The organism is Thalassotalea sp. PS06 (assembly GCF_007197775.1).
GTDB lineage: Bacteria > Pseudomonadota > Gammaproteobacteria > Enterobacterales > Alteromonadaceae > Thalassotalea_A.
The window spans coordinates 3,074,690-3,099,946 of record NZ_CP041638.1 but is presented as its reverse complement, the minus strand read 5'-3'; the positions used below and the strand labels follow the sequence as shown (position 1 = coordinate 3,099,946).

General features: G+C 44.8%; 24 protein-coding genes and 1 tRNA gene. 8 read left to right on the top strand and 17 right to left on the bottom strand.

Translation table 11 applies throughout. From position 1 onward, the window contains the following. Positions 1-120: 120 nt before the first annotated feature. On the top strand, positions 121-306 hold the full coding sequence (locus FNC98_RS13635) for a hypothetical protein (protein ID WP_144034855.1): 186 nt from the start codon (positions 121-123) through the stop codon (positions 304-306). A 521-nt stretch (positions 307-827) separates the two neighbouring features. Here FNC98_RS13635 and FNC98_RS13630 read toward each other — a convergent pair. From FNC98_RS13630 to rpsU, 6 genes are all read right to left on the bottom strand, one after another. Then, positions 828-904, bottom strand: a tRNA-Ile gene (locus tag FNC98_RS13630). Between the two features lie 170 nt (positions 905-1,074). Next, complete coding sequence (locus tag FNC98_RS13625) at positions 1,075-1,695, bottom strand: hypothetical protein (RefSeq protein WP_144034854.1); 621 nt, start codon at positions 1,693-1,695, stop codon at positions 1,075-1,077. Positions 1,696-2,764: 1,069 nt separating this feature from the next. Continuing rightward, positions 2,765-4,609, bottom strand: a complete 1,845-nt coding sequence (rpoD, locus tag FNC98_RS13620) for an RNA polymerase sigma factor RpoD (RefSeq protein WP_144034853.1) — start codon at positions 4,607-4,609, stop codon at positions 2,765-2,767. A gap of 93 nt (positions 4,610-4,702) precedes the next feature. Further along, the gene (gene dnaG, locus FNC98_RS13615) at positions 4,703-6,463 is read right to left on the bottom strand and encodes a DNA primase (RefSeq protein ID WP_144034852.1); all 1,761 of its coding nucleotides are present in this window, start codon (positions 6,461-6,463) and stop codon (positions 4,703-4,705) included. 217 nt (positions 6,464-6,680) lie between these two features. Beyond that, positions 6,681-7,127: a GatB/YqeY domain-containing protein gene (locus FNC98_RS13610; protein ID WP_144034851.1), complete on the bottom strand. Its 447-nt coding sequence runs from the start codon at positions 7,125-7,127 to the stop codon at positions 6,681-6,683. A gap of 24 nt (positions 7,128-7,151) precedes the next feature. Then, positions 7,152-7,367 (bottom strand): 30S ribosomal protein S21, encoded by a 216-nt coding sequence (rpsU, locus tag FNC98_RS13605; RefSeq protein ID WP_136734521.1) that lies wholly within the window; start codon positions 7,365-7,367, stop codon positions 7,152-7,154. Between the two features lie 235 nt (positions 7,368-7,602). On the opposite strand from rpsU, the gene tsaD reads away from it, so the two are divergent. Continuing rightward, positions 7,603-8,616 (top strand): tRNA (adenosine(37)-N6)-threonylcarbamoyltransferase complex transferase subunit TsaD, encoded by a 1,014-nt coding sequence (gene tsaD, locus FNC98_RS13600; RefSeq protein ID WP_144034850.1) that lies wholly within the window; start codon positions 7,603-7,605, stop codon positions 8,614-8,616. A 143-nt stretch (positions 8,617-8,759) separates the two neighbouring features. Here the strand turns inward: tsaD and FNC98_RS13595 are convergent, their stop codons facing one another. Together FNC98_RS13595 and plsY are read right to left on the bottom strand one after the other, a co-directional pair. Then, complete coding sequence (locus FNC98_RS13595) at positions 8,760-9,296, bottom strand: acyl-CoA thioesterase (RefSeq protein WP_144034849.1); 537 nt, start codon at positions 9,294-9,296, stop codon at positions 8,760-8,762. An 86-nt stretch (positions 9,297-9,382) separates the two neighbouring features. After that, positions 9,383-10,018, bottom strand: coding sequence for a glycerol-3-phosphate 1-O-acyltransferase PlsY (plsY, locus tag FNC98_RS13590; RefSeq protein WP_260680363.1), 636 nt, complete (start codon positions 10,016-10,018; stop codon positions 9,383-9,385). A gap of 255 nt (positions 10,019-10,273) precedes the next feature. Between plsY and folB the strand changes: the two genes are divergently transcribed. From folB to FNC98_RS13575, 3 genes are read left to right on the top strand one after another with little or no spacing between them, the layout of a single operon-like run. Further along, the gene (gene folB, locus FNC98_RS13585; RefSeq protein ID WP_144034848.1) at positions 10,274-10,630 is read left to right on the top strand and encodes a dihydroneopterin aldolase; all 357 of its coding nucleotides are present in this window, start codon (positions 10,274-10,276) and stop codon (positions 10,628-10,630) included. Next, the gene (folK, locus tag FNC98_RS13580) at positions 10,630-11,121 is read left to right on the top strand and encodes a 2-amino-4-hydroxy-6-hydroxymethyldihydropteridine diphosphokinase (RefSeq protein ID WP_144034847.1); all 492 of its coding nucleotides are present in this window, start codon (positions 10,630-10,632) and stop codon (positions 11,119-11,121) included. Before folB ends, folK begins: the two co-directional genes overlap by 1 nt. 4 nt (positions 11,122-11,125) lie before the next feature. Then, positions 11,126-11,923: an undecaprenyl-diphosphate phosphatase gene (locus tag FNC98_RS13575; protein ID WP_144034846.1), complete on the top strand. Its 798-nt coding sequence runs from the start codon at positions 11,126-11,128 to the stop codon at positions 11,921-11,923. A 178-nt stretch (positions 11,924-12,101) separates the two neighbouring features. Here the strand turns inward: FNC98_RS13575 and FNC98_RS16840 are convergent, their stop codons facing one another. Then, positions 12,102-12,266, bottom strand: coding sequence for a hypothetical protein (locus tag FNC98_RS16840; RefSeq protein WP_185967977.1), 165 nt, complete (start codon positions 12,264-12,266; stop codon positions 12,102-12,104). A 42-nt stretch (positions 12,267-12,308) separates the two neighbouring features. Beyond that, a complete protein-coding gene (locus tag FNC98_RS13570; protein ID WP_144034845.1) occupies positions 12,309-13,565 on the bottom strand; it encodes a multifunctional CCA addition/repair protein in 1,257 nt (418 codons plus the stop codon). Between the two features lie 279 nt (positions 13,566-13,844). Between FNC98_RS13570 and FNC98_RS13565 the strand changes: the two genes are divergently transcribed. Both FNC98_RS13565 and FNC98_RS13560 read left to right on the top strand, forming a co-directional pair. Continuing rightward, on the top strand, positions 13,845-15,509 hold the full coding sequence (locus FNC98_RS13565) for an ExeA family protein (protein ID WP_144034844.1): 1,665 nt from the start codon (positions 13,845-13,847) through the stop codon (positions 15,507-15,509). Beyond that, positions 15,509-16,465 carry a general secretion pathway protein GspB gene (locus FNC98_RS13560; protein WP_144034843.1) on the top strand — a complete coding sequence of 319 codons (957 nt, stop codon included), beginning with the start codon at positions 15,509-15,511 and terminating at the stop codon, positions 16,463-16,465. Before FNC98_RS13565 ends, FNC98_RS13560 begins: the two co-directional genes overlap by 1 nt. A 427-nt stretch (positions 16,466-16,892) precedes the next feature. Here the strand turns inward: FNC98_RS13560 and leuD are convergent, their stop codons facing one another. From leuD to leuA, 4 genes are read right to left on the bottom strand one after another with little or no spacing between them, the layout of a single operon-like run. Beyond that, positions 16,893-17,492, bottom strand: a complete 600-nt coding sequence (leuD, locus tag FNC98_RS13555; protein WP_144034842.1) for a 3-isopropylmalate dehydratase small subunit — start codon at positions 17,490-17,492, stop codon at positions 16,893-16,895. Then, positions 17,492-18,898 carry a 3-isopropylmalate dehydratase large subunit gene (leuC, locus tag FNC98_RS13550; RefSeq protein WP_144034841.1) on the bottom strand — a complete coding sequence of 469 codons (1,407 nt, stop codon included), beginning with the start codon at positions 18,896-18,898 and terminating at the stop codon, positions 17,492-17,494. Before leuC ends, leuD begins: the two co-directional genes overlap by 1 nt. Continuing rightward, complete coding sequence (leuB, locus tag FNC98_RS13545; RefSeq protein WP_144034840.1) at positions 18,891-20,000, bottom strand: 3-isopropylmalate dehydrogenase; 1,110 nt, start codon at positions 19,998-20,000, stop codon at positions 18,891-18,893. Before leuB ends, leuC begins: the two co-directional genes overlap by 8 nt. A 12-nt stretch (positions 20,001-20,012) precedes the next feature. Further along, the gene (gene leuA / locus FNC98_RS13540) at positions 20,013-21,578 is read right to left on the bottom strand and encodes a 2-isopropylmalate synthase (protein WP_144034839.1); all 1,566 of its coding nucleotides are present in this window, start codon (positions 21,576-21,578) and stop codon (positions 20,013-20,015) included. Between the two features lie 370 nt (positions 21,579-21,948). Here leuA and FNC98_RS13535 point away from each other — a divergent pair, with 370 nt between their 5' ends. After that, a complete protein-coding gene (locus tag FNC98_RS13535; RefSeq protein WP_221932962.1) occupies positions 21,949-22,350 on the top strand; it encodes an adenylyltransferase/cytidyltransferase family protein in 402 nt (133 codons plus the stop codon). A gap of 21 nt (positions 22,351-22,371) precedes the next feature. Here the strand turns inward: FNC98_RS13535 and FNC98_RS13530 are convergent, their stop codons facing one another. The 3 genes from FNC98_RS13530 to FNC98_RS13520 form a co-directional block, all read right to left on the bottom strand. Next, positions 22,372-23,412: a CDP-glycerol glycerophosphotransferase family protein gene (locus FNC98_RS13530; protein WP_144034837.1), complete on the bottom strand. Its 1,041-nt coding sequence runs from the start codon at positions 23,410-23,412 to the stop codon at positions 22,372-22,374. A 137-nt stretch (positions 23,413-23,549) separates the two neighbouring features. Beyond that, positions 23,550-24,614, bottom strand: a complete 1,065-nt coding sequence (locus tag FNC98_RS13525) for a CDP-glycerol glycerophosphotransferase family protein (protein ID WP_144035574.1) — start codon at positions 24,612-24,614, stop codon at positions 23,550-23,552. Positions 24,615-24,628: 14 nt separating this feature from the next. Continuing rightward, on the bottom strand, positions 24,629-25,237 hold the full coding sequence (locus FNC98_RS13520) for a TIGR04211 family SH3 domain-containing protein (protein WP_144034836.1): 609 nt from the start codon (positions 25,235-25,237) through the stop codon (positions 24,629-24,631). Positions 25,238-25,257 lie beyond the last annotated feature (20 nt).

Below are 25,257 nucleotides of genomic sequence, written 5' to 3'. Positions count from 1 at the left end.
GCATTCTTCATTGTGTGTATGGTATCGAAAACCTCGATGTAAGTTAATTAATTTACAACGCTTTGTTTTTATTAATTGTTCGCTTATCTTTAGAGTCCTTAAATGACAAGGAGGTTATTTATGAACATCTATATGGAGCAACAAAGGTTGTTAGTTCTGCAAGTTTCTGGCGGGTTGGGCGTGGGGGATTTGAGAGCTTTGAACGAAGCCGATAATTTGATCGATTATGAACATTTATATCCCGATGGCAGACAAGAAAAATTTATCCCAGTTAAAGGTTATTACCAATTTTACGAAGATCTCTAAGACGTTTTGCTTACTCCAAGTTATTTTATTGAAAATAAAAACAAATTCATGAAGGTGGAATAAAGGTAATGAAGCGAATTGAACAACATGAACATAACGAAAATGTCATCGAAGAACTGAAAGTTTTAATCGCTCCATACATGCACCCACCGTCGTATAGATTGATAGTAGATAATTTGAATTATAGAAATATCAAAACTAGCGTGGGCAATGTATGGACAGCCAAAAGCTTATTCAGAATGTTACAGCGGCACGGCTTTTCGGGGTTACATGGTTTGAAGAAGTCTTCGAATTAAATGCTTTGCTTCGCTTTCAAGCTGTAAACTCTGTTTAAATAGAATCAGCGAAAAAGGGTATTTTTCCCCACTAGAAAAAAGGGTGTTTTCCGCAGCCATAAAAAAGGGTATTTTCGCACGTTATAAAAAGAGTTAATTTCCCCTTAGTACAGGCATAACTACAGTCAAAATCGAGTCTTATACTGTTATGTCAGTGATAGCTTACTGTGTAGGCATTAAAAAGAATGGTGGCCCCTCCCAGACTTGAACTGGGGACCTACCGATTATGAGTCGGGTGCTCTAACCAACTGAGCTAAAGGGCCATTCAGAGAAGTTGAACCTAAGTTCTACATCAGGACTTTGCTAATGACATTAGCAAAAAGTGGCGGCAAGTATAAGCATTTTTTATTTTAATGTCACCATTGGAAATGGAAAAAGTGGAAGCTTTCAGGATTGATTGGCGAAATGTTGTTCAGTTGAATTCTGGCCGCTTTTAAAACTTAAAAACGACACCGGCGCTAACATCGGCCTGATACCAGAAATTTGAAGAACCATTGATAACACACTCACCGGTATCACAGAACATTTCATCATTGCCCTCATAGAAGGTGGCAATCACCCGGGTTTCAAACTTCACATTTATGGCTTTGTTAACCGGTATTTCTGCAGCAAGACCAACGTTCGCAGAAGGGCGGGTAGAGCTACCTAACTCATTAGTGTTGGTTTCGATGTGAGAAACACCGAGACCACCGAGGAGGTATAAAGGAACCCGGCCTTCATTTAATCGTAAGTTACCACCGATATGGACATAACTGGTTTGTACATCGGTTTGTATCGGGCCGTCAATCGGTAAGATTTCCCCTTGATTCTGGCTTACGAAGATTTCCCCTTTGTGCTTGTTTTTGGTGTCCCAGGCGAGGATACCATTGATCGGATTAGCAGGCTCTAGATAGCTATCAAGCAACTGGGTATCTGAAATTACAGGACTACCGGCAGGAGCCGATGTCAGAGATATCTGCCACTGATCAGTCTTATCTTCGTCAGGTAACGCCTGTACAGCAACAGGACAAAACAACAGGGCGATCCAGATGGAAACGTAGCGTTTATTATTCATGTTTCTATGCAAAGGGTTGGATAACTTAAGCATAGCCATGAATGGTTAAAAGAAAACTCGGGAGGCAAATTATTTTTCAAAAAATTTGAGGTGGAAGGTGGGAGAAAAAAGCAAGAGTTGAGGTGGGAGGTGGAAGAGGAAGGTGGAAGTAAGAACGCTTCTCCGAAGCCTGGAAATGCTCTTCCCTCGAGATGTTTTCTAGTTATATTCCAGTAACGGCATGACGCTATTTGTCTTGATTTCCAGTCGTAGCTGGAAATGACGGTGTGCGCATGTTCTGCGTAAATTAGGCAAGCGAATTGCGGTGGAAGGTGGAAGAAAATAGGACGAATTGAGGTGGAAGAGGAAGGTGGGAGAAACCTGCTTCCTCGAGATGTTTTCTAGTTATATTCCAGTAACGGTATGACGCTATTTGCCTTGATTTCCAGTCGTAGCTGGAAATGACGGTTAGCACTTGTTTTGCGCAGATTAAAGCGAGTTGAGGTGGGAGGTGGAAGAAGATAGGACGAATTGAGGTGGAAGAAGAAGGTGGGAGAAACCTGTATTTTTGAGATGTTTTCTAGTTATATTCCAGTAACGGTATGACGCTATTTGCCTTGATTTCCAGTCGTAGCTGTAAATGACGGTTAGCACTTGTTTTGCGCAGATTAAAGCGAGTTGAGGTGGGAGGTGGAAGAAGATAGGACGAATTGAAGTGGAAGAAGAAGGTGGGAGAAACCTGTATTTTTGAGATGTTTTCTAGTTATATTCCAGTAACGGCATGACGCTATTTGCCTTGATTTCCAGTCGTAGCTGGAAATGACGGTGTGCGTATGTTCTGCGTAAATTAGGCAAGCGAATTGAGGTGGGAGGTGGAAGAAAATAGGACGAATTGAGGTGGAAAAGGAAGGTGGGAGAAACCTGTTTCCTCGAGATGTTTTCTATCTCGATTCCACCATTTCAATTTTATTGAAACTCCACCGACAATTGCTCCATGCATTTTCGGCATATAGACCATCCCTGGCCAAAACCCGCGCAGCATCCCTCTAAAACAAAAAAGCCCGCGTTAGCGGGCTTTTTTTAACTCGATTTACTCGCCGTCTAAGAAGCTTTTCAGCTGCTCAGAGCGGGAAGGGTGGCGTAGCTTGCGAAGCGCTTTTGCTTCGATTTGACGGATACGCTCACGGGTAACGTCAAACTGCTTACCAACTTCTTCTAAGGTGTGGTCGGTGTTCATATCGATACCGAAACGCATACGAAGAACTTTTGCTTCACGAGCGGTAAGACCGGCCAGGACTTCGTGAGTCGCATTCTTAAGGTTCTCGGTCGTTGCCGCATCCACTGGTAACTCACCACTGCCATCTTCGATGAAATCACCTAAGTGCGAATCTTCATCATCACCAATTGGTGTTTCCATTGAGATTGGCTCTTTGGCAATTTTCAGTACCTTACGGATCTTATCTTCCGGCATTATCATACGTTCAGCCAATTCTTCAGGCGTAGGTTCTCGACCCATTTCCTGAAGCATCTGACGAGAGATACGGTTTAGCTTATTGATGGTCTCAATCATGTGAACCGGAATACGTATGGTACGTGCCTGATCCGCAATCGAGCGAGTGATCGCCTGACGAATCCACCAGGTAGCATAGGTTGAAAACTTATAACCGCGACGATATTCAAATTTGTCTACCGCTTTCATCAAACCAATATTACCTTCCTGGATAAGATCCAGAAATTGTAAACCACGGTTGGTATATTTCTTGGCAATTGAGATAACCAATCGCAAGTTGGCTTCGACCATTTCTTTCTTCGCACGGCGAGCTTTTGCTTCACCGATAGACATACGACGGTTGATGTCTTTAATGCTTTGAACGCTCAGGTAAGTTTCTTCTTCCAATGCGTTTAACTTGTAAACACAACGCTCGACATCAAACTTAATAAGCTTCAATTTGTCAGAATAAGCATGACCAGCAGCGATCTCTTTTTCCAACCAATCTAATTTTGTTTCGTTACCAGGGAAAACCTTAATGAAGGTGGTTTTTGGCATGCCTGCGCCAACCACACAGTGTTTCATGATAAGACGTTCCTGAACACGAACTCGATCCATTACATCACGCATGTTTTTCACTAAGCGATCAAATAGCTTAGGTACTAAACGGAATTCTTTAAATACTTCAGCGATTTCATCGATAACCGCTACCGCGTCTTTGTGATTACGGCCTTTGCTGTCGATGATCTTATTGGCTTTTTCGTAAAGGTTACGAAGTTCAGTGAAACGCTCACGAGCCAATTCAGGATCAGGACCTGTGTCCTCTTCCTCTTCGTCGTCGTCATCGCTATCTGCGCCATCGTTATCTTCGTCTTCCAATTCTTCTTCAGACAGTTCAGAACCAATGTGAGTAGCCGTTGGTGCGGCTTCTTCTTCCGCGTCTGGGTCAAGGAAACCAAGAATGATATCGCTTAAGCGAATTTCTTCGGCTTCAAAATTATCCCATTGCTCTAGAAGGTAGTTAATGGCTGGTGGGTATTCTGAAACACTGCGTTGTACTTCACGAATACCTTCTTCGATACGTTTGGCGATAACAATTTCGCCTTTACGGGTAAGGAGTTCAACCGTACCCATTTCACGCATGTACATGCGCACTGGATCTGTGGTGCGACCGATTTCGCTTTCTACCGTGGCTAGTGCCTGAGCCGCCGCTTCTGCTGCGTCTTCATCGGTATTCGCTTCGCTCATCATCAATGTATCGGCATCCGGCGCATTTTCAAATACCTGAATACCCATATCGTTAATCATGCGGATGATATCTTCCACTTGATCAGAATCGATAATGTCCTGCGGCAGGTGATCGTTCACTTCGGCAAAGGTTAAGTAACCTTGCTCTTTACCTTTAGTGATGAGTTCTTTGAGTCTAGATTGCGGGGCTTGGTCCATCGACGATTGTCCACCTATTTGGCTATCAAAATACGAACAGTAAAGGCCGAAATTATAGCAAGTCGAATTGAGAAATACCAGTAGCCGAAAACCCTAGCTTTGGGCGTTCAACAGCGACTGAAGTTCCTGTTTTTCTTGCGGATTCAATTGGCCTAAACGTGCCTTTTGTAAAAGTGTTTCTGTACGTTGCTCAACAAAAGTGTTGAGAATTTTATCCAGGGTATCGATAAATACGCCTTCGGCGGCATCTTTGTCGATATGATGTTCCCAGATTAATAACTTGGCCAGTACCGGACCAATTTCCGTGTTACGCCAGTTTTCTACCAGCTGCGCACCAGAGCATTCCGGGTTGGCGCGACATTGCTGCAATAACTGACGCAGAATGTTGATACCGGGAAGTTCGATGTTATCCAGTACTGAAAAATCTTCTAATACTCCCTCTAAATGGGGATGCTCGAGCAATAATGCAATAGCAAGACGCACTGGCGTCACCTTATTTTTTGCATCATTTTTCGCCGGCTTAGAAGTGTTTGATTTTGTTTGAGTTAATCGCGCCAGTTGTTGTTCACTACCATGACCAAAGTTGTTGGCAAGCTCAGTCATCAGGGAATCTTTCAGTACACTGTCAGGCATTTTCGCTAAGTAAGGTTGGAATTTATCCACCAGCGCGGCTTTACCTTCAAGGGAATTAATATCCACTTCCGATAACAAATGCTCAAAGATAAATTTCGATAATGGCTTAGCGTTATCTAAGATTTTTTCAAAGGCTTCTTTACCTTGATCCCTAACCAAGGTATCCGGGTCTTCGCCATCTGGCAGGAATACAAATTTCAGGGAATAACCATCACGAATTAATGGCAAAGCATTTTCCATCGCGCGCCAGGCGGCATCGCGACCAGCACGGTCGCCGTCATAACAGCAAATAACTTCTTTAACGGTGCGAAACAGGGTTTGTAACTGCTCTACCGTGGTTGATGTGCCAAGCGATGCAACCGCATAAGGAATGTCGTGTTGGGCAAGAGCCACCACATCCATATAGCCTTCAACAACCACAAGGCGCTGTAAATCTTTGGCGTATTTCTTCGCTTCATAAAGACCATATAACTCCTGACCTTTATGATAAATGCGGGTTTCCGGCGAGTTGAGATACTTTGGGGTACCATCGGATAACACCCGGCCACCAAAACCTATCACCCGGCCGCGCTTATCGGTAATCGGGAACATTACCCGGCCACGGAACCGGTCATACGGGCGATTTTTATCGCCCTGAATTGCCATCCCAAGCTCAACAAGCTGACTAGAGAGTTGCTGACTTTGACCAAACTGACCCATGACGCCATCCCAGGAGTCGGCGGAATAACCAATACCGAATTTTTTAACGATTTCACCGCTTAAACCCCGGCCTTTGAGGTATTCGATAACGTCTTTGGAATCGTTATGGTGTTTTAGGTTGTGCTGATAAAAGCGAGCGATATTACCCATTAACTGGTAATCGTCCTGCTTTTGTTTATGAACCTGAGCTTGTTTACGCTGTTGCTCTGGGCTGATATTTTGCTCGCGTTCCACCTCGACGCCAGCAAGGCCCGCTAGCTCTTCAATGGCATCAACAAATTCCAGGCGCTCATATTCCATGATAAAGGAGATGGCATTGCCATGAGCACCGCAACCAAAGCAGTGATAAAACTGTTTGTCTCGGCTAACGGTAAATGACGGGCTTTTTTCGCTGTGGAATGGACAACAGGCCTGATAGTTCTTACCGGCTTTTTTTAAACTGACTTTGGAATCGATTAAATCGACAATGTCGGTTCTGGCGAGCAGGTCGTCAATAAATTGTCGTGGGATTAATCCAGCCATAGCCTATTCGAATTGCGCTTATTATCTTGGGAGCGAGTGATCATATAACTTACACTAACGGTGAGTCAGTTGTCAGCTAAATCATACCAATTCCATTAAAATCTCACTAGGTGGGAAAACACTTAGTGGACTTGGTATCCGTATTAGTTAAATTTCAAGGATAAAAAAACCGCGCTAATTGATCATCAGCACGGTTCTGTTAAATACATTGAAGGTCTTAGCTGTTAAGTGCTGCTCGCACCTGTCCGCTAACCTTGCCTAAGTCGGCACGTCCTTGCATTTGTGGCTTTAAGATTGCCATTACCTTACCCATATCAGCCATGGATGCGGCACCTGAATCGGCAATCGCCTGAGTGATTAATTGCTGCACTTCGTCAGCGGTTAATGCCTGTGGCAAAAACTCTTCAATCACTGCAATTTCAGCTTGTTCTGCAGCAGCCATTTCTTCACGTCCACCTTCGGTGTACATGGCAACCGATTCTTTGCGCTGTTTTATCATTTTGGTAAACAGTGCCAAAATGTCATCATCGGACATTTCTTTTTGATTATCGATTTTTGCCTGCTTAATAGCTGACAACGCCATGCGAATAACGCCAAGACGATTTTTGTCTTTGGCACGCATGGCGTTTTTCATCTCGTCGTTGAGTTGACTTAGCAAACTCATAACTTCAGGAGATTCCTTAAAGTATTAATATAAACGGATACGACGAGCGTTTTCGCGAGCAACTTTCTTCGCGTGACGCTTAACAGCAGCAGCTTTCTTGCGCTTACGTTCCCAGGTAGGCTTCTCGAAAGATTCGCGACGGCGAACTTCAGAAAGGATACCTGCTTTTTCACATGAACGTTTGAAACGACGAAGAGCTACATCAAACGGCTCGTTTTCTCTTACTTTAATTACTGGCATTGTGCCTCTCACCTCTAGTGAATACTTTGACCCGGAAAACAAAAATATCCGGGCTGTTTAAAAATGGTGCGGTATTTTAATCCGATCGATCCTTGGATGTAAAGTTTTAATCGAGTTTTATTTAAAACAACTGGTGAAATCTTGTAACGGGCGCTAAGATCGCCTGCAAATCTTTGATCATTTCGGGATCCTTCAGACGAAAGTGTCTGAAAATGTTAATTTTAGGTAAATAAACATGCGTATTTTAGGTATTGAAACCTCTTGTGATGAAACCGGTATTGCGATTTTTGATGAGGAGCAGGGAATTCTTGCTCACCGATTGTATTCGCAAATTGATGTACACGCCGATTATGGTGGTGTTGTCCCGGAATTAGCATCGAGAGATCATGTTCGAAAAACCCTGCCTTTAATTAATGAAGCGCTAAAAGATGCGAATATGACACCGGAAGATCTCGATGGTGTTGCCTATACTGCAGGCCCTGGCTTAGTAGGGGCATTACTAGTGGGTTGCTCTATTGGTCGATCCTTAGCCTATGGCTGGGGGATCCCAGCAGTACCTGTGCATCATATGGAAGGTCACTTGTTGGCACCAATGCTGGAAGAAGATGTTCCCGAGTTTCCATTCATTGCCCTGTTAGTATCCGGTGGTCACACATTACTCGTGCGAGTCGATGGTATTGGCGAGTATGAAGTATTGGGTGAATCCATTGATGATGCTGCCGGTGAAGCATTTGATAAAACCGCTAAGCTTTTAGGCCTGGATTATCCAGGAGGTCCGGTATTGGCGAAAATGGCAGAAAGTGGCACCCCAGGGCGCTTTAAATTTCCGCGTCCGATGACCGACCGTCCAGGTCTTGATTTTAGCTTTTCAGGTCTAAAAACCTTTGCTGCTAATACTATTTACAAAGAAGACGATAGTGACCAGACAAAGGCAGATATCGCTTATGCATTCCAGGATGCGGTAATCGATACCCTAACTATTAAATGTAAGCGTGCCTTGCAGCAATGTGGTTTGAATCGATTGGTGATTGCCGGTGGCGTGAGTGCCAACAAAGAGCTTCGAGCGAAACTTGCTGCGGTAATGAAGAAGTTAAACGGTAACGTTTATTACCCTCGTCCCGAGTATTGTACCGACAATGGCGCGATGATTGCGTTTGCCGGGATGCAGCGATTAAAAGCTGGTGTGGATGCTGAACTTACCTTTCAGGCAACCCCAAGATGGCCGCTGGATACCTTACCGCCTGTATAGGAATTAACGCTTCAAAATCGGGGGGCAGAGTCGTTGAAACGTTCAACGATTCTGCCCCCTTGATCGAATGCATACAAAAAAGGGCCGATGTGAAAACCGGCCCTTTTTTATTTGGGTTTGTGCATTGCAATTGCTAATTGGGTTTAGCGGCTCAGTTGCTGCCAATGATCCATTGAGCTTTCATTCCATTTATCAACGATATGGCAAACGTTGATAGCATCAACATTGGCATCCGGGATTAATTCCAGCATCTCTTTTGGCGAAATACGCCTTTCGCTGTCACTGATAATACGAATCTTCACCATCAATAACGCATGCACGCCACGTTTTGATTTGAAGGTGTGCTCAACGTAGAAAAACTTATCGTCCCAACCACTAAAGCGGGTAACGATTTCATAGCGCTGAAAAGGTAATAATGGCTTGCGAAACTGAGCCATTTCACCGGCGATAACCGGATAAAACTTTTCTTTGCGAATGGCCTGCCAAAGACCTGCGCGGATCATCATCTCGACCCGAACATTATCGGTAATGGTAAAGTAGCGGCCGTTATTGATATGTCCCAGCAAATCTAAATCCGTCGGCCAGACGATATGCTTGGAAGTAAATGGTTCGAAAACATCAACAGCAGATTTAAACCACGATGTCAGCATCATGGTGAAAAAACGAAAATAAAGATTCATGATTTGGGAATTTAGATAGTAAACTGGTTAGACCAGGTATGGTAGCAATACCGCCCGAGCCAATCAAGAAGTGAATGGGTAAGGGGTTACTTGGTACCGTGCTTTGACCTCATCTTGCCTTCTTCACCCTGCCACAAACGTACAAGGTTGTCGCGATGACGGAATATGATTAATAGTGACAACATGGTTACTTCCTGAACATAAAGAGGTTTCAGGAAAAAGGTATATAAAGGTGCCAGGGAAACGGTAACAATTGCCGCTAGTGATGAGTATTTTGTCGCTCTAAAAACCGCAAGCCAGGTGATGATAAGAGCGAGTGAGAATGTCCAACCGATGGCGGATAGGGCGCCAAATGCGGTTGCTACGGCTTTACCACCCTGAAAACGGAAAAAAATAGGGTACATATGACCAAGGCAGGCGGCGATTGCGATTAAGCCGAGATAGATTGGCTCAACGCCGAGCAAGAATGCACCATAAACCGGGACTGCACCTTTCAACACATCAAGGAACAATACCGCAGCGGCGGTGGCTTTATTGGATATGCGCAGGACGTTGGTGGCGCCGGGGTTGTGCGAACCCTGGGTACGGGGATCCGGTAGACCACGCAAACGACAAATCAGAATGGCACTAGAGATAGAGCCTAACAGATAAGCCATAATAATGATGCCAATCGAAATCCAAACCATAATCTTAAGTCGGAGCCCCTGTTTTGTTAGTTTCATTACCTGAAGTTTCAGGTGTTGGAAATTTAAACAAAATTCAATGAAATCCCATTCTAACAAGGTATTTAGTGGTTTTTCTAGCGTCGAATGGGTAATATTTGCGGGTATTTATATTTGCTTACAACTATTAATTTTAATACTTCTAATCAAATATATGGGGAGTTTGGAGACATTTAACTCAGTTAACGATTTATCCGCTCCAATTCGATACTTTTCATCGCATAATTTATTTTAACTACCGGTCATTCCGTCACTATGGACATTATTTTTATTGAAGGCCTGAAGGTGCATACCACCATTGGCTATTACGAGTGGGAAAAGAAGATTAAACAGCTTCTTGTATTTGATATCGATATCGCCACCGATGTGCGACCTGCTGCAAGTAATGATGAATTAGCGAAAACCATAGACTATGCTGAAGTATCTGAATTTGTTGAGCAATTTTGCCAGGAAAATCCCGTTGATTTACTCGAAACCCTGGGCCAGCGCCTGGTGGATTCATTGATAAGCAAGTATCAGATTGACTGGATCCGGATCAAAATCGCTAAACCTGGTGCCGTTGAACAGGCAAATGCCGTGGGCATTATCATTGAACGGGGCGAGCGCAGTTAATGGCCAGAGTGTTTATATCTATCGGCAGTAATATTGATCGGGAAGCTCAGATCATTGCCGGGGTTAGGGCATTGCGTGAACTGTATGGTGACGTCTTGTTATCCTCTGTTTATGAATGTGAACCGGTTGGCTTTGTTGGCGATCACTTCTTCAATCTGGTTGCTGAAGTGCAAACAGATGTGAGTCCAGGGCAGGTTGGCCAGGATCTCAAGCTACTTGAGAAAGAGCAGGGTCGTATCGATTTTTCCAAGAAATTTAGTGCCCGGAAAATGGATTTGGATATCCTGTTATACGATGATCAGGTGATGGAAACGCCGGTACAAATCCCAAGAGATGAGATCCCGGAAAATGCCTACGTGTTATGGCCGTTGTCCGAGCTTGCACCAAATTTAGTGCATCCAGTGTTGAAGAAAACCTATCAACAACTTTGGAATGAATACGATAAAAATAAACAAATCATAAGGAAAGTGCCATTTAACTGGCCTGAATGAACCTATGTCTACCGTTGAAATTATTGTTCTGGCGCTAATCCAGGGCCTTACCGAATTTTTGCCAATATCCAGCTCAGCACATTTGATTTTGCCTTCGCAGTTATTAGGTTGGGTGGATCAGGGATTGGCATTCGACGTCGCCGTTCATGTCGGAACCTTGTTGGCGGTAATGATTTATTTTCGTCAGGAAGTCGGCGATATGCTGTTTGCCTGGGGTAACTCTATCGCTAAGAAAGAGCACACGGCAGATAGCCAACTTGCCTGGTGGATTCTTTTTGCGACGATTCCTGCTGGCCTGTTTGGTCTGTTAGGTAAAGACTTTATTGAAGAGCACCTGCGAAGCGCAGCGGTTATTGCTCTTACTACGATCGTTTTTGGTTTGCTCTTAGGCTTTGTAGATATTAAGGCTAAACAGAATAAAGAGATTAGTGCCCTTGGTTTTAAAGGTGCAATGATGATTGGTCTGGCGCAGGCAATCGCTCTAATACCGGGTACCTCGAGAAGTGGTATCACTATGACCATGGGCTTGATGCTGGGCTTAACCCGCACTGCTGCGGCGCGTTTTTCTTTTCTTTTATCAATACCTGCCATTGCCATGGCGGGTAGCTATTTAACCTTCAAGTTGGTAACCAGCTCAGAAGCAGTAGACTGGCAGGCGATTGCGTTAGGAAGCGGTATCGCTTTTGTCAGCGCTTATGCCTGTATCCACTATTTCCTGATCCTTGTCGATAAACTTGGAATGATGCCATTTGTCATTTATCGGTTATTACTGGGCGGTTTCCTGGTGTGGTTTATTAGTTAAAAGGTCCTTTCAGGACCTTTTTGCTTAAAGAGGTAAGCTTCGCTGGTGGAGTCAAAATAGACGACATTTTGAAGGTGGAGTTTCAGCAAAGCTGAAAGGGGGGATTCGAGATAACAAACATCTCGATGAAAGAGCCCTAATAATGCTTGCTTCACAGCTGCCTGGCCAACTTAACCCGTCATTTCCAGCTTTGACTGGAAATCAAAGCCAGCCGGGAACCGAAGACATATTCATGGACGCGCTTACTTCTACCGTCCACCATTGGGCTAAACAGAGCTTTAGGCAGGATATGACGAACGATAAAACGCACTTCCGCCGAAAATTGCTCCTGCATTTTCGGCATATAGATCATCCATGATCAAAACCTTCCACCTCCGACTTCCACTTACTCCCCAATACGTTTTTTCTTCATGTCTGCGATAATCGCGCCGCGTTGTTTAACAATCGCTTCGCTAATGGCTTTGCCTTGCAAGCCTTGTTCGACAAACGGTCGGGCGACCACTTTCTTACATTCGCTGGCAACTTCCAGAAGAAACTCCCCCTGAGGGTAGGGGCTATCTTCTTTGCCTAACCTGCCGCTGCTATCGGCGTGACAGGCAAGTACGAAGTTTTCAAGCATTTCCAAATTGCGCCAGGGATCGAGCGCGTTTAATAGCTTTAAAATGGTCTTGGGCTTGAGCTCTTTAATGCGATGGCAGTGTAAATGATATTCACACACTCGCAATGCCAGATTGGTTATTTGTTTCGGTACCCGAAAACGGTCACATACATCCTCAACCAAAGGTAAGCCGGATTTTTCATGGCCGTGATGGGATGGCCAGTATTGTTCCTCCGTTAATCCCTTACCCAAATCATGGCACAGAGCGGCAAAGCGCACGCCGATATCGTCAGTCAGCTTCACTGCTTCTTTCAGTACCATTAATGTATGAATCCCACTATCCACTTCACCGTGATGGGCAACAGGGTTAGGTACGCCCCACAAAGCATCCAGCTCTGGCCAGATAACCTTCAATGCACCACAGTGTCGCAGTACTTCGATAAACTGCTCGGGGTTTGGTTCGGTCAGGGCTCGGGAAACTTCTTTGAAGATACGATCGCCACTTAAGTTTTCCAACTCACCAGACGCTGCCATGGACTCAAGTAAGGCCTGGGTGTCAGGGTGAATGGTAAATCCATATTCAAAGTATCTTGCGGCAAATCTGGCGAGTCTCAATACCCGAAGCGGGTCTTCGCTAAATGCGTCGGAGACATGGCGAAATACCCGGTTATCCAAATCGTCCTTACCATGATAAGGGTCGAACAGGTTACCGTCTGCGTCCATTGCCATGGCATTGATGGTTAAGTCGCGGCGCAATAAATCCTGTTCAAGAGTAACATCTGGATCGGCGTGGCAGACAAAGCCCGTGTAACCGCTGCCTTGTTTGCGCTCGGTGCGGGCTAATGCAAATTCTTCCTTGGTGTCGGGGTGCAGAAAAACCGGGAAGTCTTTACCAACCGGTGTAAAACCATAATCCAGCATTTGCTCAAAGCTGGCACCAACAACAACCCAGTCACGGTCGTACACCTCTCTGCCTAATAGCTGGTCTCGTACTGCACCACCTACCAGGTATATTTGTAACTTGTTGTCTTTTATCGGATTCATATCAAAGTTTCTGGCTATACTGTTATTGAAGTCAAGGATTCAAATATTCTGAATGTACGCTGGATATCACCCTTAATTTATTAGTTATGGCTGCGTTAACCTGTAAAGTAAATCAATAAATTTACGTAAAATCAGAATGCTATTGTAAAGCTCGTGGATTACATCCGCCAGTCTGATCAAAAAAGTTACCTTTCAGCGGCTCGAATTTTTGACATACGTATGACTTCAGGGTAATTTCATCGGCTCTATATTAAACAAAAATAACGGACACCAACCCCCATGTTCTCAGGGTATACCGGCTTTTTTGGCCTGACAGACGTGCCATTTTCAATCGCCCCAAATCCTCATTACCTATTTATGAGCGATCGCCATCGTGAGGCGCTTGCGCATTTAAGTTATGGATTGGGAGAAACCGGCGGTTTTGCATTGCTTACCGGAGAGGTGGGTACGGGTAAAACAACGGTGTCACGTTGTCTGCTTGAGCAACTCCCCGAAAACGCTCAGGTCGCATACATCATCAACCCAACATTATCGGCGATGGAGCTTTTAGCCAGTGTATGCGATGAATTAAATATTTCTTACCCGGAAAACAACTTAAGCCTGAAAGTTCTTACCGACCTGATATCAGCACGTTTATTGGACAACCACCAACAAGGTTTATCGACCTTATTGATCATCGATGAAGCCCAGCATTTGCAGGCTGAAGTGCTTGAGCAGTTGCGATTACTCACTAACCTTGAAACTAACGCTAAAAAGCTGCTGCAGGTCATTTTGATTGGTCAGCCGGAACTGCAGCAATTACTTAAACGTCAGGATTTACGCCAGTTGGCGCAGCGAATCACCGCACGCTATCACTTAATGCCGCTAACGGTTGAGGAAGTTGGCCAATACATCAAACACCGGTTAAAAGTGGCGGGATGTGAGCAACCATTATTTTCAGCTTCTGCCATTCGTTTGATTCACCGATATACCCAAGGCGTTCCTCGACTGATCAATTTGTTGTGCGACCGCGCATTACTAGCGGCCTATACCCAGGAAAAAACTCAGGTTGATAACAAGCTGATAAAAGATGCAGCGATAGAAACCCTTGGTGATGTAAAACCGACGGGAATCGATTGGCGTCCATGGATAAACCGCGGGGCCATTGCCGGCTTTCTGTTGGTCTGTATTTTTGCCGGTAAAATGCTTGGTAATTGGCAAAATCAATCATTACAAACTCAGCAAATCATCCAGGCAAGTAACAGTGTATCCAATATCGATATTAATCAGTCTCGAGAGCTTCAGGGAGCCTTGATGTCACTGTTCGAAACCTGGCATCTGGAGCTTGGTGCAGATAATTCAAATGCCTGCCAACTAGCTTTGGATTTTTCGTTAAGTTGCCATTGGCTAGATGTTTCGACACAGCAACTATTAGCCTTTGGTTATCCGGCGGTTGTAGAGCTTAGTGATGAACTCGGCCAGTCATTTTACGGATTACTCAGCACTGGCCAGCTCGGTCAGGATATCGACGGTTCCGCCATTCAGGATTACCCCATTGTCATAAGCCTTGCGGGAGTTACTCGCCAAGTTAGCCTCGAATGGTTTGAGCAACATTATCGTGGAACTGCGCTTATTCTCTGGCAACCACCAATAGGTTTTATTGAACGCATTGATCCTCAATCTGAACCACAGCTTATCCAGTGGCTTGAAAATCGCCTGAGTATTTATCAGGGGCGACCACAGAGAAACGTCACAGAATTTGATCAGCGACTTGCCAACCAACTACAGCAATTTCAGCGCACGGTCGGCCTGACCATTCAGGATCACGCCGATCTAATGACGGTGATTATGCTGGCAAATCCTGGCAGCTTTGCTGAGATTCAACCTTATTCGATTCAGGCAAACAAGATGCGTTATGAGCGTAATAATGCGACTGTTGTCAGCAGACAAGGAGGGCTGGGCTAATGTCATATATTCTCGACGCCCTTAAAAAAGATCCGAAAAGTCAGCAACAGTTGCATATTGACCCTCTGCGCCAATATCACCAATCTGGCAAAACGCACCGATCTTCGGCTCGGATTGCAATAATAACCCTATTGAGTATTTCTGGTTTTTGCGCGAGCTACTGGTTTTTCGGGGGTGGTAACTGGGTAAAACAGACCTGGTTTGCTAACGATGTGCAAATTCAACAACAGGAACCGTTGCGTACCAGTTTTCATTCTGCGCATCCGCTGGCGCAATATTTTGCAGACGGCCAAACCTACAATCAGCAGCTGGTCACTTTGCGTAAGGAGCAACGTGAATTAGAGAACCAACAGCTATTGGCAAGGGAAAAAGCCAGGCAACAGGAAAGTGAGCAACGTCAGAGTCAATTGATTGCCGAGCAAGTAGATTCAGCCATTGCTAAACACAGTTTTCAGGCTCAGAACGCGAGTATAAGAGATGCCCAGGCAGCAGATAATACTGACAGTAATAAACCCAGGATTGCACTAACGGCGCAGGAGCAAGAGCAGATTTCTCCTGAGCTATTGGCCGCTTTTAATCAGGCGGTTGATGAAGCCTATGCTGACGAACAGGAAACGGAGCGGGTGGAATCGTTAATCGCTAAGGCCAAAGCTGATATTGCTGGTGCTAAAGCGAATCAGGAAGCGGCTCAAGCAAATCAGGGGCAGCCGGTTCGGGAAGTTCCATTGCTTGCGCAATTGCCCGACAGTTTCCGCAATTCGGTACCGCCTATTCAGTTTTCCTTGCATATGTACTCCTCCGATATCGACAGCCGTTGGATCCGCATGAATGGTCAGGATTACTTCGAGGGAGGCATTAGTCCTGAAGGTATTGAAGTGGAACAAATCGATCCGCAATTTGTGGTGCTTAACTATCGCGGGAAATCGTTCCGGTTACCGGCGTTATCGAGTTGGTAGAAAAAAGCCCGCTGCGCGGGCTTTTTTGTTTTGAGAGGGAATCAAAATATAAAGCATTTTGAAGTGGGAGTTTCAGAAACGCTGAAAAGGTGGAGTTTCAGCAAAGCTGAAATGGTGGAGTCGAGATAGAAAATATCTCGAAGTAAGAGCACTTAAATTGCTTGTTTCACTGCTACCTGGTCAACTAAACCCGTCATTTCCAGCTTCGACTGGAAATCAAAGCCAGCCGGGAATCGAAGACATCTTCATGACGCGCTTACTTCTACCGTCCACCATTGGGCTAAACAGAGCTTTAGGCCAGGATATCCTGTCGTGGCAGGATATGACGAACGATAAAACCCACTTCCTCTCCCTCCGAAAAAAAGCTCCGTGCATTTTCGGAATATAGATCATCCATGATCAAAACTTTCCACTTCCACCTTCCTTGCTATTGCCAGGCTGGTAACGACGCGGCGTATTCGTCGATTTTATCCTGACTTTGCAATGTCCAGCCAACACTGTCGATACCATTTTTCAAACAGTATTGCTGAAATTCCGTCAATGAAAACGGGAAGCTTTTGTCACCATAATTCAATGTCATGGTCTCAAGACTTGCGGTTAATTCTAATGGCTTTTGCAACGCATGCTCAAATAGCTCATCAATGGCCTCTTCGCTAATAACGATAGGTAAGACACCGATATTGATGCAGTTACCATAGAAAATATCGGCAAAGCTTGGTGCTACGACTACCTTAAAACCGTATTCCTGAATGGCCCAGGGCGCATGCTCCCTGGAAGATCCACAACCAAAGTTTTCCCGTGCTAACAGAATGCTGGCACCCTGGTATTGGTCTTCATTTAAAATAAAGCTTGGATCTGGCTGCAAACCATCGTCGTCAAGAAAACGCCAGTCATGGAATAAATGCTGAGCAAATCCGGTGCGCGTGGTCTTTTGTAAAAACTGTTTTGGGATAATTTGATCGGTATCGACGTTGGCACGATCCAATGGCACGACTTTACCTGTGTGGGTAATAAACTTTTCCATCATTAAGCTCCTGCAAATTGGTTAACGTCGACAAAGTGTCCGGCAATAGCTGCCGCAGCTGCCATCGCTGGGCTTACCAAGTGAGTGCGACTTCCTCGACCCTGGCGACCCTCAAAGTTTCGGTTTGAGGTAGAAGCACAACGATCACCGGCAACTAGCTTGTCGTCATTCATGCCAAGGCACATAGAACAACCTGGTAAGCGCCATTCAAAACCGGCCTGTTTGAAAATTTCATCAAGACCTTCGGCTTCCGCCTGCTCTTTGACTCGATAAGAGCCTGGAACCACAATGGCGGTTACATTTTCTGAAACGCTTTTGCCTTTAATAACCGAGGCGGCAATGCGCAAATCTTCAATACGTGAGTTGGTGCAAGAGCCAATAAACACATTGTTAATGTTGATATCGGTAATCTTGGTACCTGGTTCTAAATCCATATATTTCAATGCATTGATACAGGACTCACGCTCAACCGCATCACTGAAATCTTCCGGTGATGGTACGACCGAATTAATGGCAGTAACCTGACCCGGGTTTGTGCCCCAGGTAACCTGAGGTTTAATATCTTCAGCGGCAATAGTTACCACCGTATCAAATTCAGCACCTTCGTCACTGACAAGGGTTTGCCAGTCGTTAACCGCATATAACCAGGTATCACCTTTTGGAGAGAACTCTTTATCCTGAAGATAGGTGAAGGTTTTATGATCGGGAGCGATAATTCCGGCTTTGGCACCAAATTCGATGCTCATATTACAAACCGTCATACGCTCTTCCATGGTTAACTCACGGATAGTTTCACCGCAGTATTCTACTACATAACCGGTTGCACCTGCGGTACCAACTTTACCGATAACTGCCAGGATAATATCTTTAGCGCTGATACCCAGTGGGCGTTTGCCCTGAATATCAATTTTCATGGTTTTGGCTTTGTTTTGGCGTAACGTCTGGGTGGCCAACACATGTTCAACCTCTGAGGTACCAATACCAAATGCTAATGAGCCAAAGGCACCATGAGTCGCCGTGTGAGAATCACCACAAACGATGACCTGGCCTGGAAGTGTTAAACCAAGCTCTGGACCCATAACATGGACAATACCCTGATTCTTATGACCCATACCATAAAGCTTTACGCCGAATTCTTCACAGTTCTTTTCCAGGGTTTTTAACTGATTCGCGGCACTTTCACCGGCGGCATTAATATCCGCAGAGCGGGTAGAAATGTTGTGATCCATGGTGGCGATAGTGCGCTCTGGACAATGGACTTTACGGCCATGAAACTTCAGGTTTGCAAATGCCTGAGGTGAAGTTACTTCATGAATCAAATGACGATCAACAAAAATTAATGGGGTTTCACCACTTTTATCTTCGACTAAATGGCGTTGCCATAATTTTTCATACAAGGTACTAGGCATAACGGGTTTCCTTTGCATTTTCTTTGATGTGGGCACAGATAAAGTCGCCCATTTCCCGGGTACTTTTCGCTAAGTGTGCTTGTTCTTCGGTAAGCAAATCTCGAGTAATGAATTGCTCATCTAAGGCAGCGCTGACCGCTTGTTCAATGGCATCGGCTGCTGCACCTTGGTTCAGGCTGTATTTTAACAACAGAGCGGCACTCAATATCTGAGCAATCGGATTGGCTACACCAAGACCGGCAATATCCGGTGCTGAGCCACCAGCTGGTTCATATAAGCCAAAGCCCTGCTCGTTAAGGCTGGCACTTGGCAATAAGCCCATTGAGCCGGTTACCATGGCACAGATATCTGACAAAATATCACCAAATAAGTTTGACGTAAGAATGACATCAAACTGGGCCGGGTTTTTCACCAACTGCATGGCTGCGTTATCCACGTACATGTGGTCTAACTCGACGTCCGGATACTCAGGAGCTACTTCTTCCACCACCTGACGCCATAACTGACTGGTTGCCAGAACATTGGCTTTATCAACAGAGGTCACTTTACTACGACGCTTTTGTGCCGCTTTAAAAGCCAGGTGGGTAATGCGTTTGATTTCCGCACGGCTGTATAACATGGTATCAAAACCGGTTTCCTGCTCGCCTTCACCGCGGCGTCCCTTAGGGTCACCAAAATAAATACCACCGGTAAGCTCACGCATTACCAGAATATCAAAACCGGTATCGGCAATATCGGCACGCAATGTAGAAAGATGCGACAGGGCGCTTTGTAATGAAGCTGGGCGCATATTACAGAACAAACCAAAATGACCTCGCAGGCCTAACAACGCAGCACGCTCTGGTTGTTCGGTTGGTGGTAGTGTTGACCATTTAGGTCCACCTACTGAGCCAAATAGCACCGCATCCGCCTGCTCACAACCGGCGAGTGTCTCAGCTGGTAGTGCCTGACCATGTTTATCGATAGCGCAGCCACCAACATCATAATGGGATAAATTTAAGTTAAGGGAATAACTAGTCGCCACTTGCATCAGGACTTTTTCCGCTTCCTGCATGACTTCCGGACCGATGCCGTCACCGGCCAAAATTGCTATATTTGCCATCGTAGTTCCTGCTTAGATTTGTTTACTGATTTGTTGTAATTGCGCGTCGCGCTTTAGTTCAGCAACCCGTTGTGCACGGTGAATGCTATTTAATGTGTGTACCAGAGCGTTGGCGGAAGCTTCGATAATATCAGTTTCCAGGCCATAGCCATGAAACTTGCGGCCTTCCCAGCTAACAACCAGGTTGGCAACGCCAAGACCGTCTTCCCCTTCACCTTTATTGGAAATACTGTAATCGGCCACCTCAAAGTCGATATCGACAGCTTGTTTAATTGCTTGATATAACGCATCTACCGGACCATTACCGGTAGCTGAGGAAATCTGTTCGTTATCACCAATCGCTAATTTAACGCTGGCTGTGGCGAAATCACCGGTCCCCGAGTGCACTGAGCAATAACCAATTTTATAAAAGTCATCGACTACTTTTTGCTGGGAGTCGAACAATATCGCTTCCAAATCATCATCGAATACCTGACCTTTTTTGTCGGCAAGTTTTAAAAACTTGTCGTACAGGTAATTCAAATCGTAATCATCTTCTTGGTAACCCAAAGATTCCATCCGATGTTTGATCACATGGCGGCCACTTCGTGAGGTAAGGTTTAACTTGGTTTTGCTGATACCGACACTTTCTGGTGTCATGATTTCGTAGGTATTGCTGGCTTTTAACATGCCATCCTGATGGATGCCGGAGGAGTGGGAGAAGGCATTGGCGCCGACAATGGCTTTATTCGGTTGCACCGGCATATTGCACAACTGGCTGACCAATTTTGAGGTTCTGGCAATTTCCTGATGCTTAATACCGGTGGTAACATTTAAATATTGCTCACGGGTCTTCATGATCATTGCCACTTCTTCTAAAGAGCAATTCCCGGCGCGCTCGCCGATGCCATTAATTGTGCATTCCACCTGTCTGGCGCCAGCTTGAACCGCAGCCATGGAATTTGCCACCGCTAAGCCCAAATCATTGTGACAATGCACTGAGATAATCGCCTTATCGATATTTGGTACGCGGTTAAACAATTGGGTGATAATGCCGCCAAACTCGTCTGGCATGGTATAACCAACGGTATCAGGGATATTCACTGTGGTCGCACCAGCATTAATTGCCGATTCCACCATCCGACAAAGGTTATCGATTGGTGTACGGCCTGCATCTTCACAGGAAAACTCAACATCATCGGTAAACTGGCGAGCATATTTGACCGCATGAATCGCCATGGCCTCTACATCACTAAATTCCTTACGCAACTTTTGTTGTACATGGACATCAGAGGTTGAAATAAAGGTATGGATACGGAAGTGATCGGCAACCTTTAACGCATCGGCACAGGCTTTGATATCCGCCTCAACCGCACGGGATAAACCACAGACGGTGGCATTCTTTACCGTCTTAGCAATCTCCTGAACGGAATGGAAATCGCCCGGTGAAGACACTGGGAAGCCGGCTTCAATAATATCTACACCTAGACGCTCGAGAGCCAGGGCAATCTGAATCTTTTCATGAAACGATAAGCTTGCGGTCAATGCCTGCTCGCCATCCCGTAACGTGGTATCAAATATAATTACCTGGTCTGTCATGGTGTTACCTTATTTTCTAATCAAAAGTGTTGTGGTTAAAAACGAAAAAACCCGCAGGGTAAGTGCGGGTTTTTGTTAATCTTTTCGTTTATTTAAACAATAGAAAAACGCCCGCGTGCGTTGAGCAGCAGGAGTACCAGTAAAGCTTCTTTGTTTAAATAAGTATGCATTATTGTCGAGAATTTATGCCGTAACAATTAGTTAACTATAAATGTATGTGTTCAAAAAGTGAGTGTCAATAGAAAATAGAATAAATACTTAAATAAATTTATGAATATTAAATAACCAAAAGCGCTGGTTTTTGCCACAATTTCTGGATAGTCGGAGCAAATTGTTTTACTTTTGTGGCAATTGTATGAAGTAGTGACAGATTATGCGCGTAATTACCTTTGGAACATTTGATGTTTTTCACGTTGGTCATGTGAATATTTTAGAGCGGGCCAGGTTGCATGGTGACCACCTGATTGTCGGTGTTTCTTCTGATGCGCTAAACATGTCAAAGAAACAGCGATATCCGATTTACAGTCAGCAAGACAGAATGCATATCATCCGTTCAATGCGCTGCGTTGATGAAGTGTTCGTGGAAGAATCGCTGGAATTAAAGGCCGAATATATTAAGTATTACAATGCCGATATTCTGGTGATGGGGGATGACTGGCAAGGAAAATTCGATCACCTGAAAGATATCTGTGAAGTAATATACCTACCAAGAACCCCTTCGGTTTCAACCACGGAAATTATTGAAATTGTAAGAACGGATCACAACCCTTGACCTGATGAAATGCGAGCCGTTTTAGAACTTCCAGTAGTTAAGCTGACGGCGCATTTTCAGTTGCCGCATCCAGTTCGCGGGCTTTGCTTTTAACGGATGCTTGCCGCTTGCCATCTCATCGATAGCATCTAACACTCTTACCGACGAGTTACCATCCTGATTCGGGTGTGTCGCCTCGATATATGCCTGAAGTTCTGCCAGCAATTCTGGCGCAGGCGCTAATGCCTGTTCAATTGCCGATTCTAAACGCTCAGGGTCTTTAATATTGATTAAATGCGGCTGCGGGTTGATATTTTTAAAGGTAACGACAGGTTTACCCTGCAAAGCGAACATAATCAGAACCGAGGACGTATCACAAACCATTACATCGGCTTGTTGCAGTAAAGGGATCACATTGTCGGTCTCAACAAAGGTTAGATTTTCATTTTCTAAACCTTTGTACATATCAACAATGCTTTTATCCATTTTCGGATGAAATTGAATTAGCCATTGCCAACGGTCATTTTGACTAAGTTCTCTTACTTTGTCGTAAAGATGCGGGGCGCAAGTTAAATTTCTGGAAAACGTTGAGCACATCAAAATAGTGGGGCGATTTGCTTCACTTTCAGTTTTACCGTTACTAAACAAAGGATCGAGTGCCGGCCAACCAGTTTCAATGACTTTGAAATGACCTAATTGCTGTTCCAAGGCTTTAAAACGATTGGTGGTATTTGGCCCTTGAGTACAATACAAATCAAAGCAATTTCGGATCTGGAAATGATCGTTGCTACCGCGTCGGTTTAATTTTCCGGCGTCAAATCCATGAAATACAGCTACCTTGATACCGGGAATAAAATTTGGCACGACATTTCCGGGTAATAAGGTGGCCATAGGGTTGTAATCGATAACATCCTGAACGGTCAAAAGCCTTTGTTCATCATGACGCAAATAATCAGGATTCACCGGGCCGTGCAAAAACCATTTTACCTGATCGCCGCGACGCCTGATTTCTTCCTGAACCGGGCGCAAAATAGCGTAACTATAGTTTTGCGATACATAGAATAAATACTTTTTACAAGCCATTTTAACCTTAATTGAATTGATTACCTTTGGGCGCGGATAGTTTAACCGATGAACCTCGACTCAACCAAGTTTTAGAAAGGATGTGAGGGGGCGCACTTCAGACATATGCCGTTAAAATGCGCGTTTACGGTATCAGTCTAGGAATGAGAAAGTATGTAATCGACGACTCGATCGGTGGCTTTGCCGTCAAGGCGACCGGCGAGCTTTTCTGCTAACTGCAGGCGGATTGGTTCAAGCAGTTTAGGTTGTTGATACTGCTCAATCACTAAACCTCGCAAGTCCTTATAGCTTTTCGCATGCACGGCAATATTGGCATATTCGCCAAAATCTTCATCCATACGCTTTTTAAAGCGATAGGAGAAAATCCCCCGGTAGCTCCAGCGTAATTTCAGAAAATCACACCAGATAACTGGCTTATTCAGAGCTGCAAATTCAAATAATGCTGATGAAGCATCGCTGATCAAAATATCGGCACTGGCCATGAAAGGCACCAGGTTGTAATCCGTTGATTTAGCAAGATAAACATTCTCAAAGGTTGCCCAATGCTCTAATAAAGCTTTTTGCTTGTGGTATTTTTCTTTAGCGATTGAGAAATAGTGAGGTTTGAGGAGAATATTGAAATCAACAAAATCTGCGGGCCAGTCTTTTGCGAAACATTCAATCGAACTTGGGTAAAAGGTTGGCGCATAAATAAGCGTTGGTTTATTGGCATCTAATCCCAATTGCTGCAAATCAAAGCCAGGCTCTTGCTGATTGATAATACTGTCGAGCTTACTATAGCCAACATCGACAAATTCGTTTTCAGGGTAAAGTGCGCGCAGGCGTTGGCAACGATAATCTCCCTCTACAAACCTGACCGTCATCGCTGAGTCTGAGGCTGTGTAATAACAGGATTTAGGGCCGATACCGTGGCCTATTTGTGCGGATTTACTCACTTGATGCAATTTATCCAGGTGGTCAAAACCGTTGGCAAAGAATACCCAGTCGGCGTTTTCCTGAGTGTAGTAATCGCTGGCCTGACTTTCGTTTTCCACCCAAACGTATTCCAGTTGATGCTCTGCGGCGATTTGCTCGAGAATATCGTCCTGGACACTTCGGTAGAAAACGAATGCCGTTTTTACATTGTGCTCAGCCAGCTTTTTTTGGACTGGTAAATATTGTGGTAAGTAGTACAGATGCAGAACATCAAACAACACGTACATCAAGCGATTTCCAATTACCAGCTAGATTTCTTGCGAGGCATTAGCTTCGGTAGAATCAGACCAAGAAACAAACCTGCGAAAAGAACACCACCACCGTATAGGAAATAAGTCTTCATCACTTCCATACTGGCACTATCAATTTTTTTCTGAGCGACAGCATAGTCTTTGGTTAGCTTGTCGTGGTCACTTTGCAGCTGCTTATAATTGCGGCTCAATTCACCCAGTTCTTGACGGGTTTCAGTCAGGCGGTTTTGCAGATCTTCCGTTTGCACTTTATTGTCTGCCAACTCTGCATTCAATTGACCAACGGTATTGCGAAGACCAGGATTATTCGACAGGAATTTTTGCTCAATCCAGCCAGTACGACCTCGGCTATCTTTGATTTGTACATAGTCATTTTGTGGACCCGCTAAAAATTCCACTTCGTCACCAGCGTTAATGCTGCCTAAGATGCGGTATTGATTGCCAGCACCAGAGTGAAAAAATACAAATAAGTTGTCACTAATGTAGCCCTTAGCTCCAGGGGTGACGCTTACCGGCGCCGTTTGCGCTTCTTCCTGAGCAATCGTTAAGGTGCTGAATGCCAGCAGGCTTGCCAACAGGATATTAGAAATTGTTTTCATGTAAACCGTTACAACAGATG

What these genes read in the sequence shown, in the direction of transcription:
- folB (WP_144034848.1), top strand. Translation starts at nt 10,274, where the DNA reads ATGGACATTATTTTTATTGAAGGCCTGAAGGTGCATACCACCATTGGC.
- tsaD (WP_144034850.1), top strand. Translation starts at nt 7,603, where the DNA reads ATGCGTATTTTAGGTATTGAAACCTCTTGTGATGAAACCGGTATTGCG.
- dnaG (WP_144034852.1), bottom strand. Translation starts at nt 6,463, where the DNA reads ATGGCTGGATTAATCCCACGACAATTTATTGACGACCTGCTCGCCAGA.
- FNC98_RS13595 (WP_144034849.1), bottom strand. Translation starts at nt 9,296, where the DNA reads ATGAATCTTTATTTTCGTTTTTTCACCATGATGCTGACATCGTGGTTT.
- FNC98_RS13570 (WP_144034845.1), bottom strand. Translation starts at nt 13,565, where the DNA reads ATGAATCCGATAAAAGACAACAAGTTACAAATATACCTGGTAGGTGGT.
- FNC98_RS13520 (WP_144034836.1), bottom strand. Translation starts at nt 25,237, where the DNA reads ATGAAAACAATTTCTAATATCCTGTTGGCAAGCCTGCTGGCATTCAGC.
- FNC98_RS13635 (WP_144034855.1), top strand. Translation starts at nt 121, where the DNA reads ATGAACATCTATATGGAGCAACAAAGGTTGTTAGTTCTGCAAGTTTCT.
- FNC98_RS13575 (WP_144034846.1), top strand. Translation starts at nt 11,126, where the DNA reads ATGTCTACCGTTGAAATTATTGTTCTGGCGCTAATCCAGGGCCTTACC.
- FNC98_RS16840 (WP_185967977.1), bottom strand. Translation starts at nt 12,266, where the DNA reads ATGCCGAAAATGCAGGAGCAATTTTCGGCGGAAGTGCGTTTTATCGTT.
- plsY (WP_260680363.1), bottom strand. Translation starts at nt 10,018, where the DNA reads ATGAAACTAACAAAACAGGGGCTCCGACTTAAGATTATGGTTTGGATT.
- leuA (WP_144034839.1), bottom strand. Translation starts at nt 21,578, where the DNA reads ATGACAGACCAGGTAATTATATTTGATACCACGTTACGGGATGGCGAG.
- FNC98_RS13565 (WP_144034844.1), top strand. Translation starts at nt 13,845, where the DNA reads ATGTTCTCAGGGTATACCGGCTTTTTTGGCCTGACAGACGTGCCATTT.
- leuC (WP_144034841.1), bottom strand. Translation starts at nt 18,898, where the DNA reads ATGCCTAGTACCTTGTATGAAAAATTATGGCAACGCCATTTAGTCGAA.
- FNC98_RS13560 (WP_144034843.1), top strand. Translation starts at nt 15,509, where the DNA reads ATGTCATATATTCTCGACGCCCTTAAAAAAGATCCGAAAAGTCAGCAA.
- FNC98_RS13530 (WP_144034837.1), bottom strand. Translation starts at nt 23,412, where the DNA reads ATGGCTTGTAAAAAGTATTTATTCTATGTATCGCAAAACTATAGTTAC.
- FNC98_RS13625 (WP_144034854.1), bottom strand. Translation starts at nt 1,695, where the DNA reads ATGAATAATAAACGCTACGTTTCCATCTGGATCGCCCTGTTGTTTTGT.
- folK (WP_144034847.1), top strand. Translation starts at nt 10,630, where the DNA reads ATGGCCAGAGTGTTTATATCTATCGGCAGTAATATTGATCGGGAAGCT.
- FNC98_RS13525 (WP_144035574.1), bottom strand. Translation starts at nt 24,614, where the DNA reads ATGTACGTGTTGTTTGATGTTCTGCATCTGTACTACTTACCACAATAT.
- leuD (WP_144034842.1), bottom strand. Translation starts at nt 17,492, where the DNA reads ATGATGGAAAAGTTTATTACCCACACAGGTAAAGTCGTGCCATTGGAT.
- leuB (WP_144034840.1), bottom strand. Translation starts at nt 20,000, where the DNA reads ATGGCAAATATAGCAATTTTGGCCGGTGACGGCATCGGTCCGGAAGTC.
- rpsU (WP_136734521.1), bottom strand. Translation starts at nt 7,367, where the DNA reads ATGCCAGTAATTAAAGTAAGAGAAAACGAGCCGTTTGATGTAGCTCTT.
- rpoD (WP_144034853.1), bottom strand. Translation starts at nt 4,609, where the DNA reads ATGGACCAAGCCCCGCAATCTAGACTCAAAGAACTCATCACTAAAGGT.
- FNC98_RS13610 (WP_144034851.1), bottom strand. Translation starts at nt 7,127, where the DNA reads ATGAGTTTGCTAAGTCAACTCAACGACGAGATGAAAAACGCCATGCGT.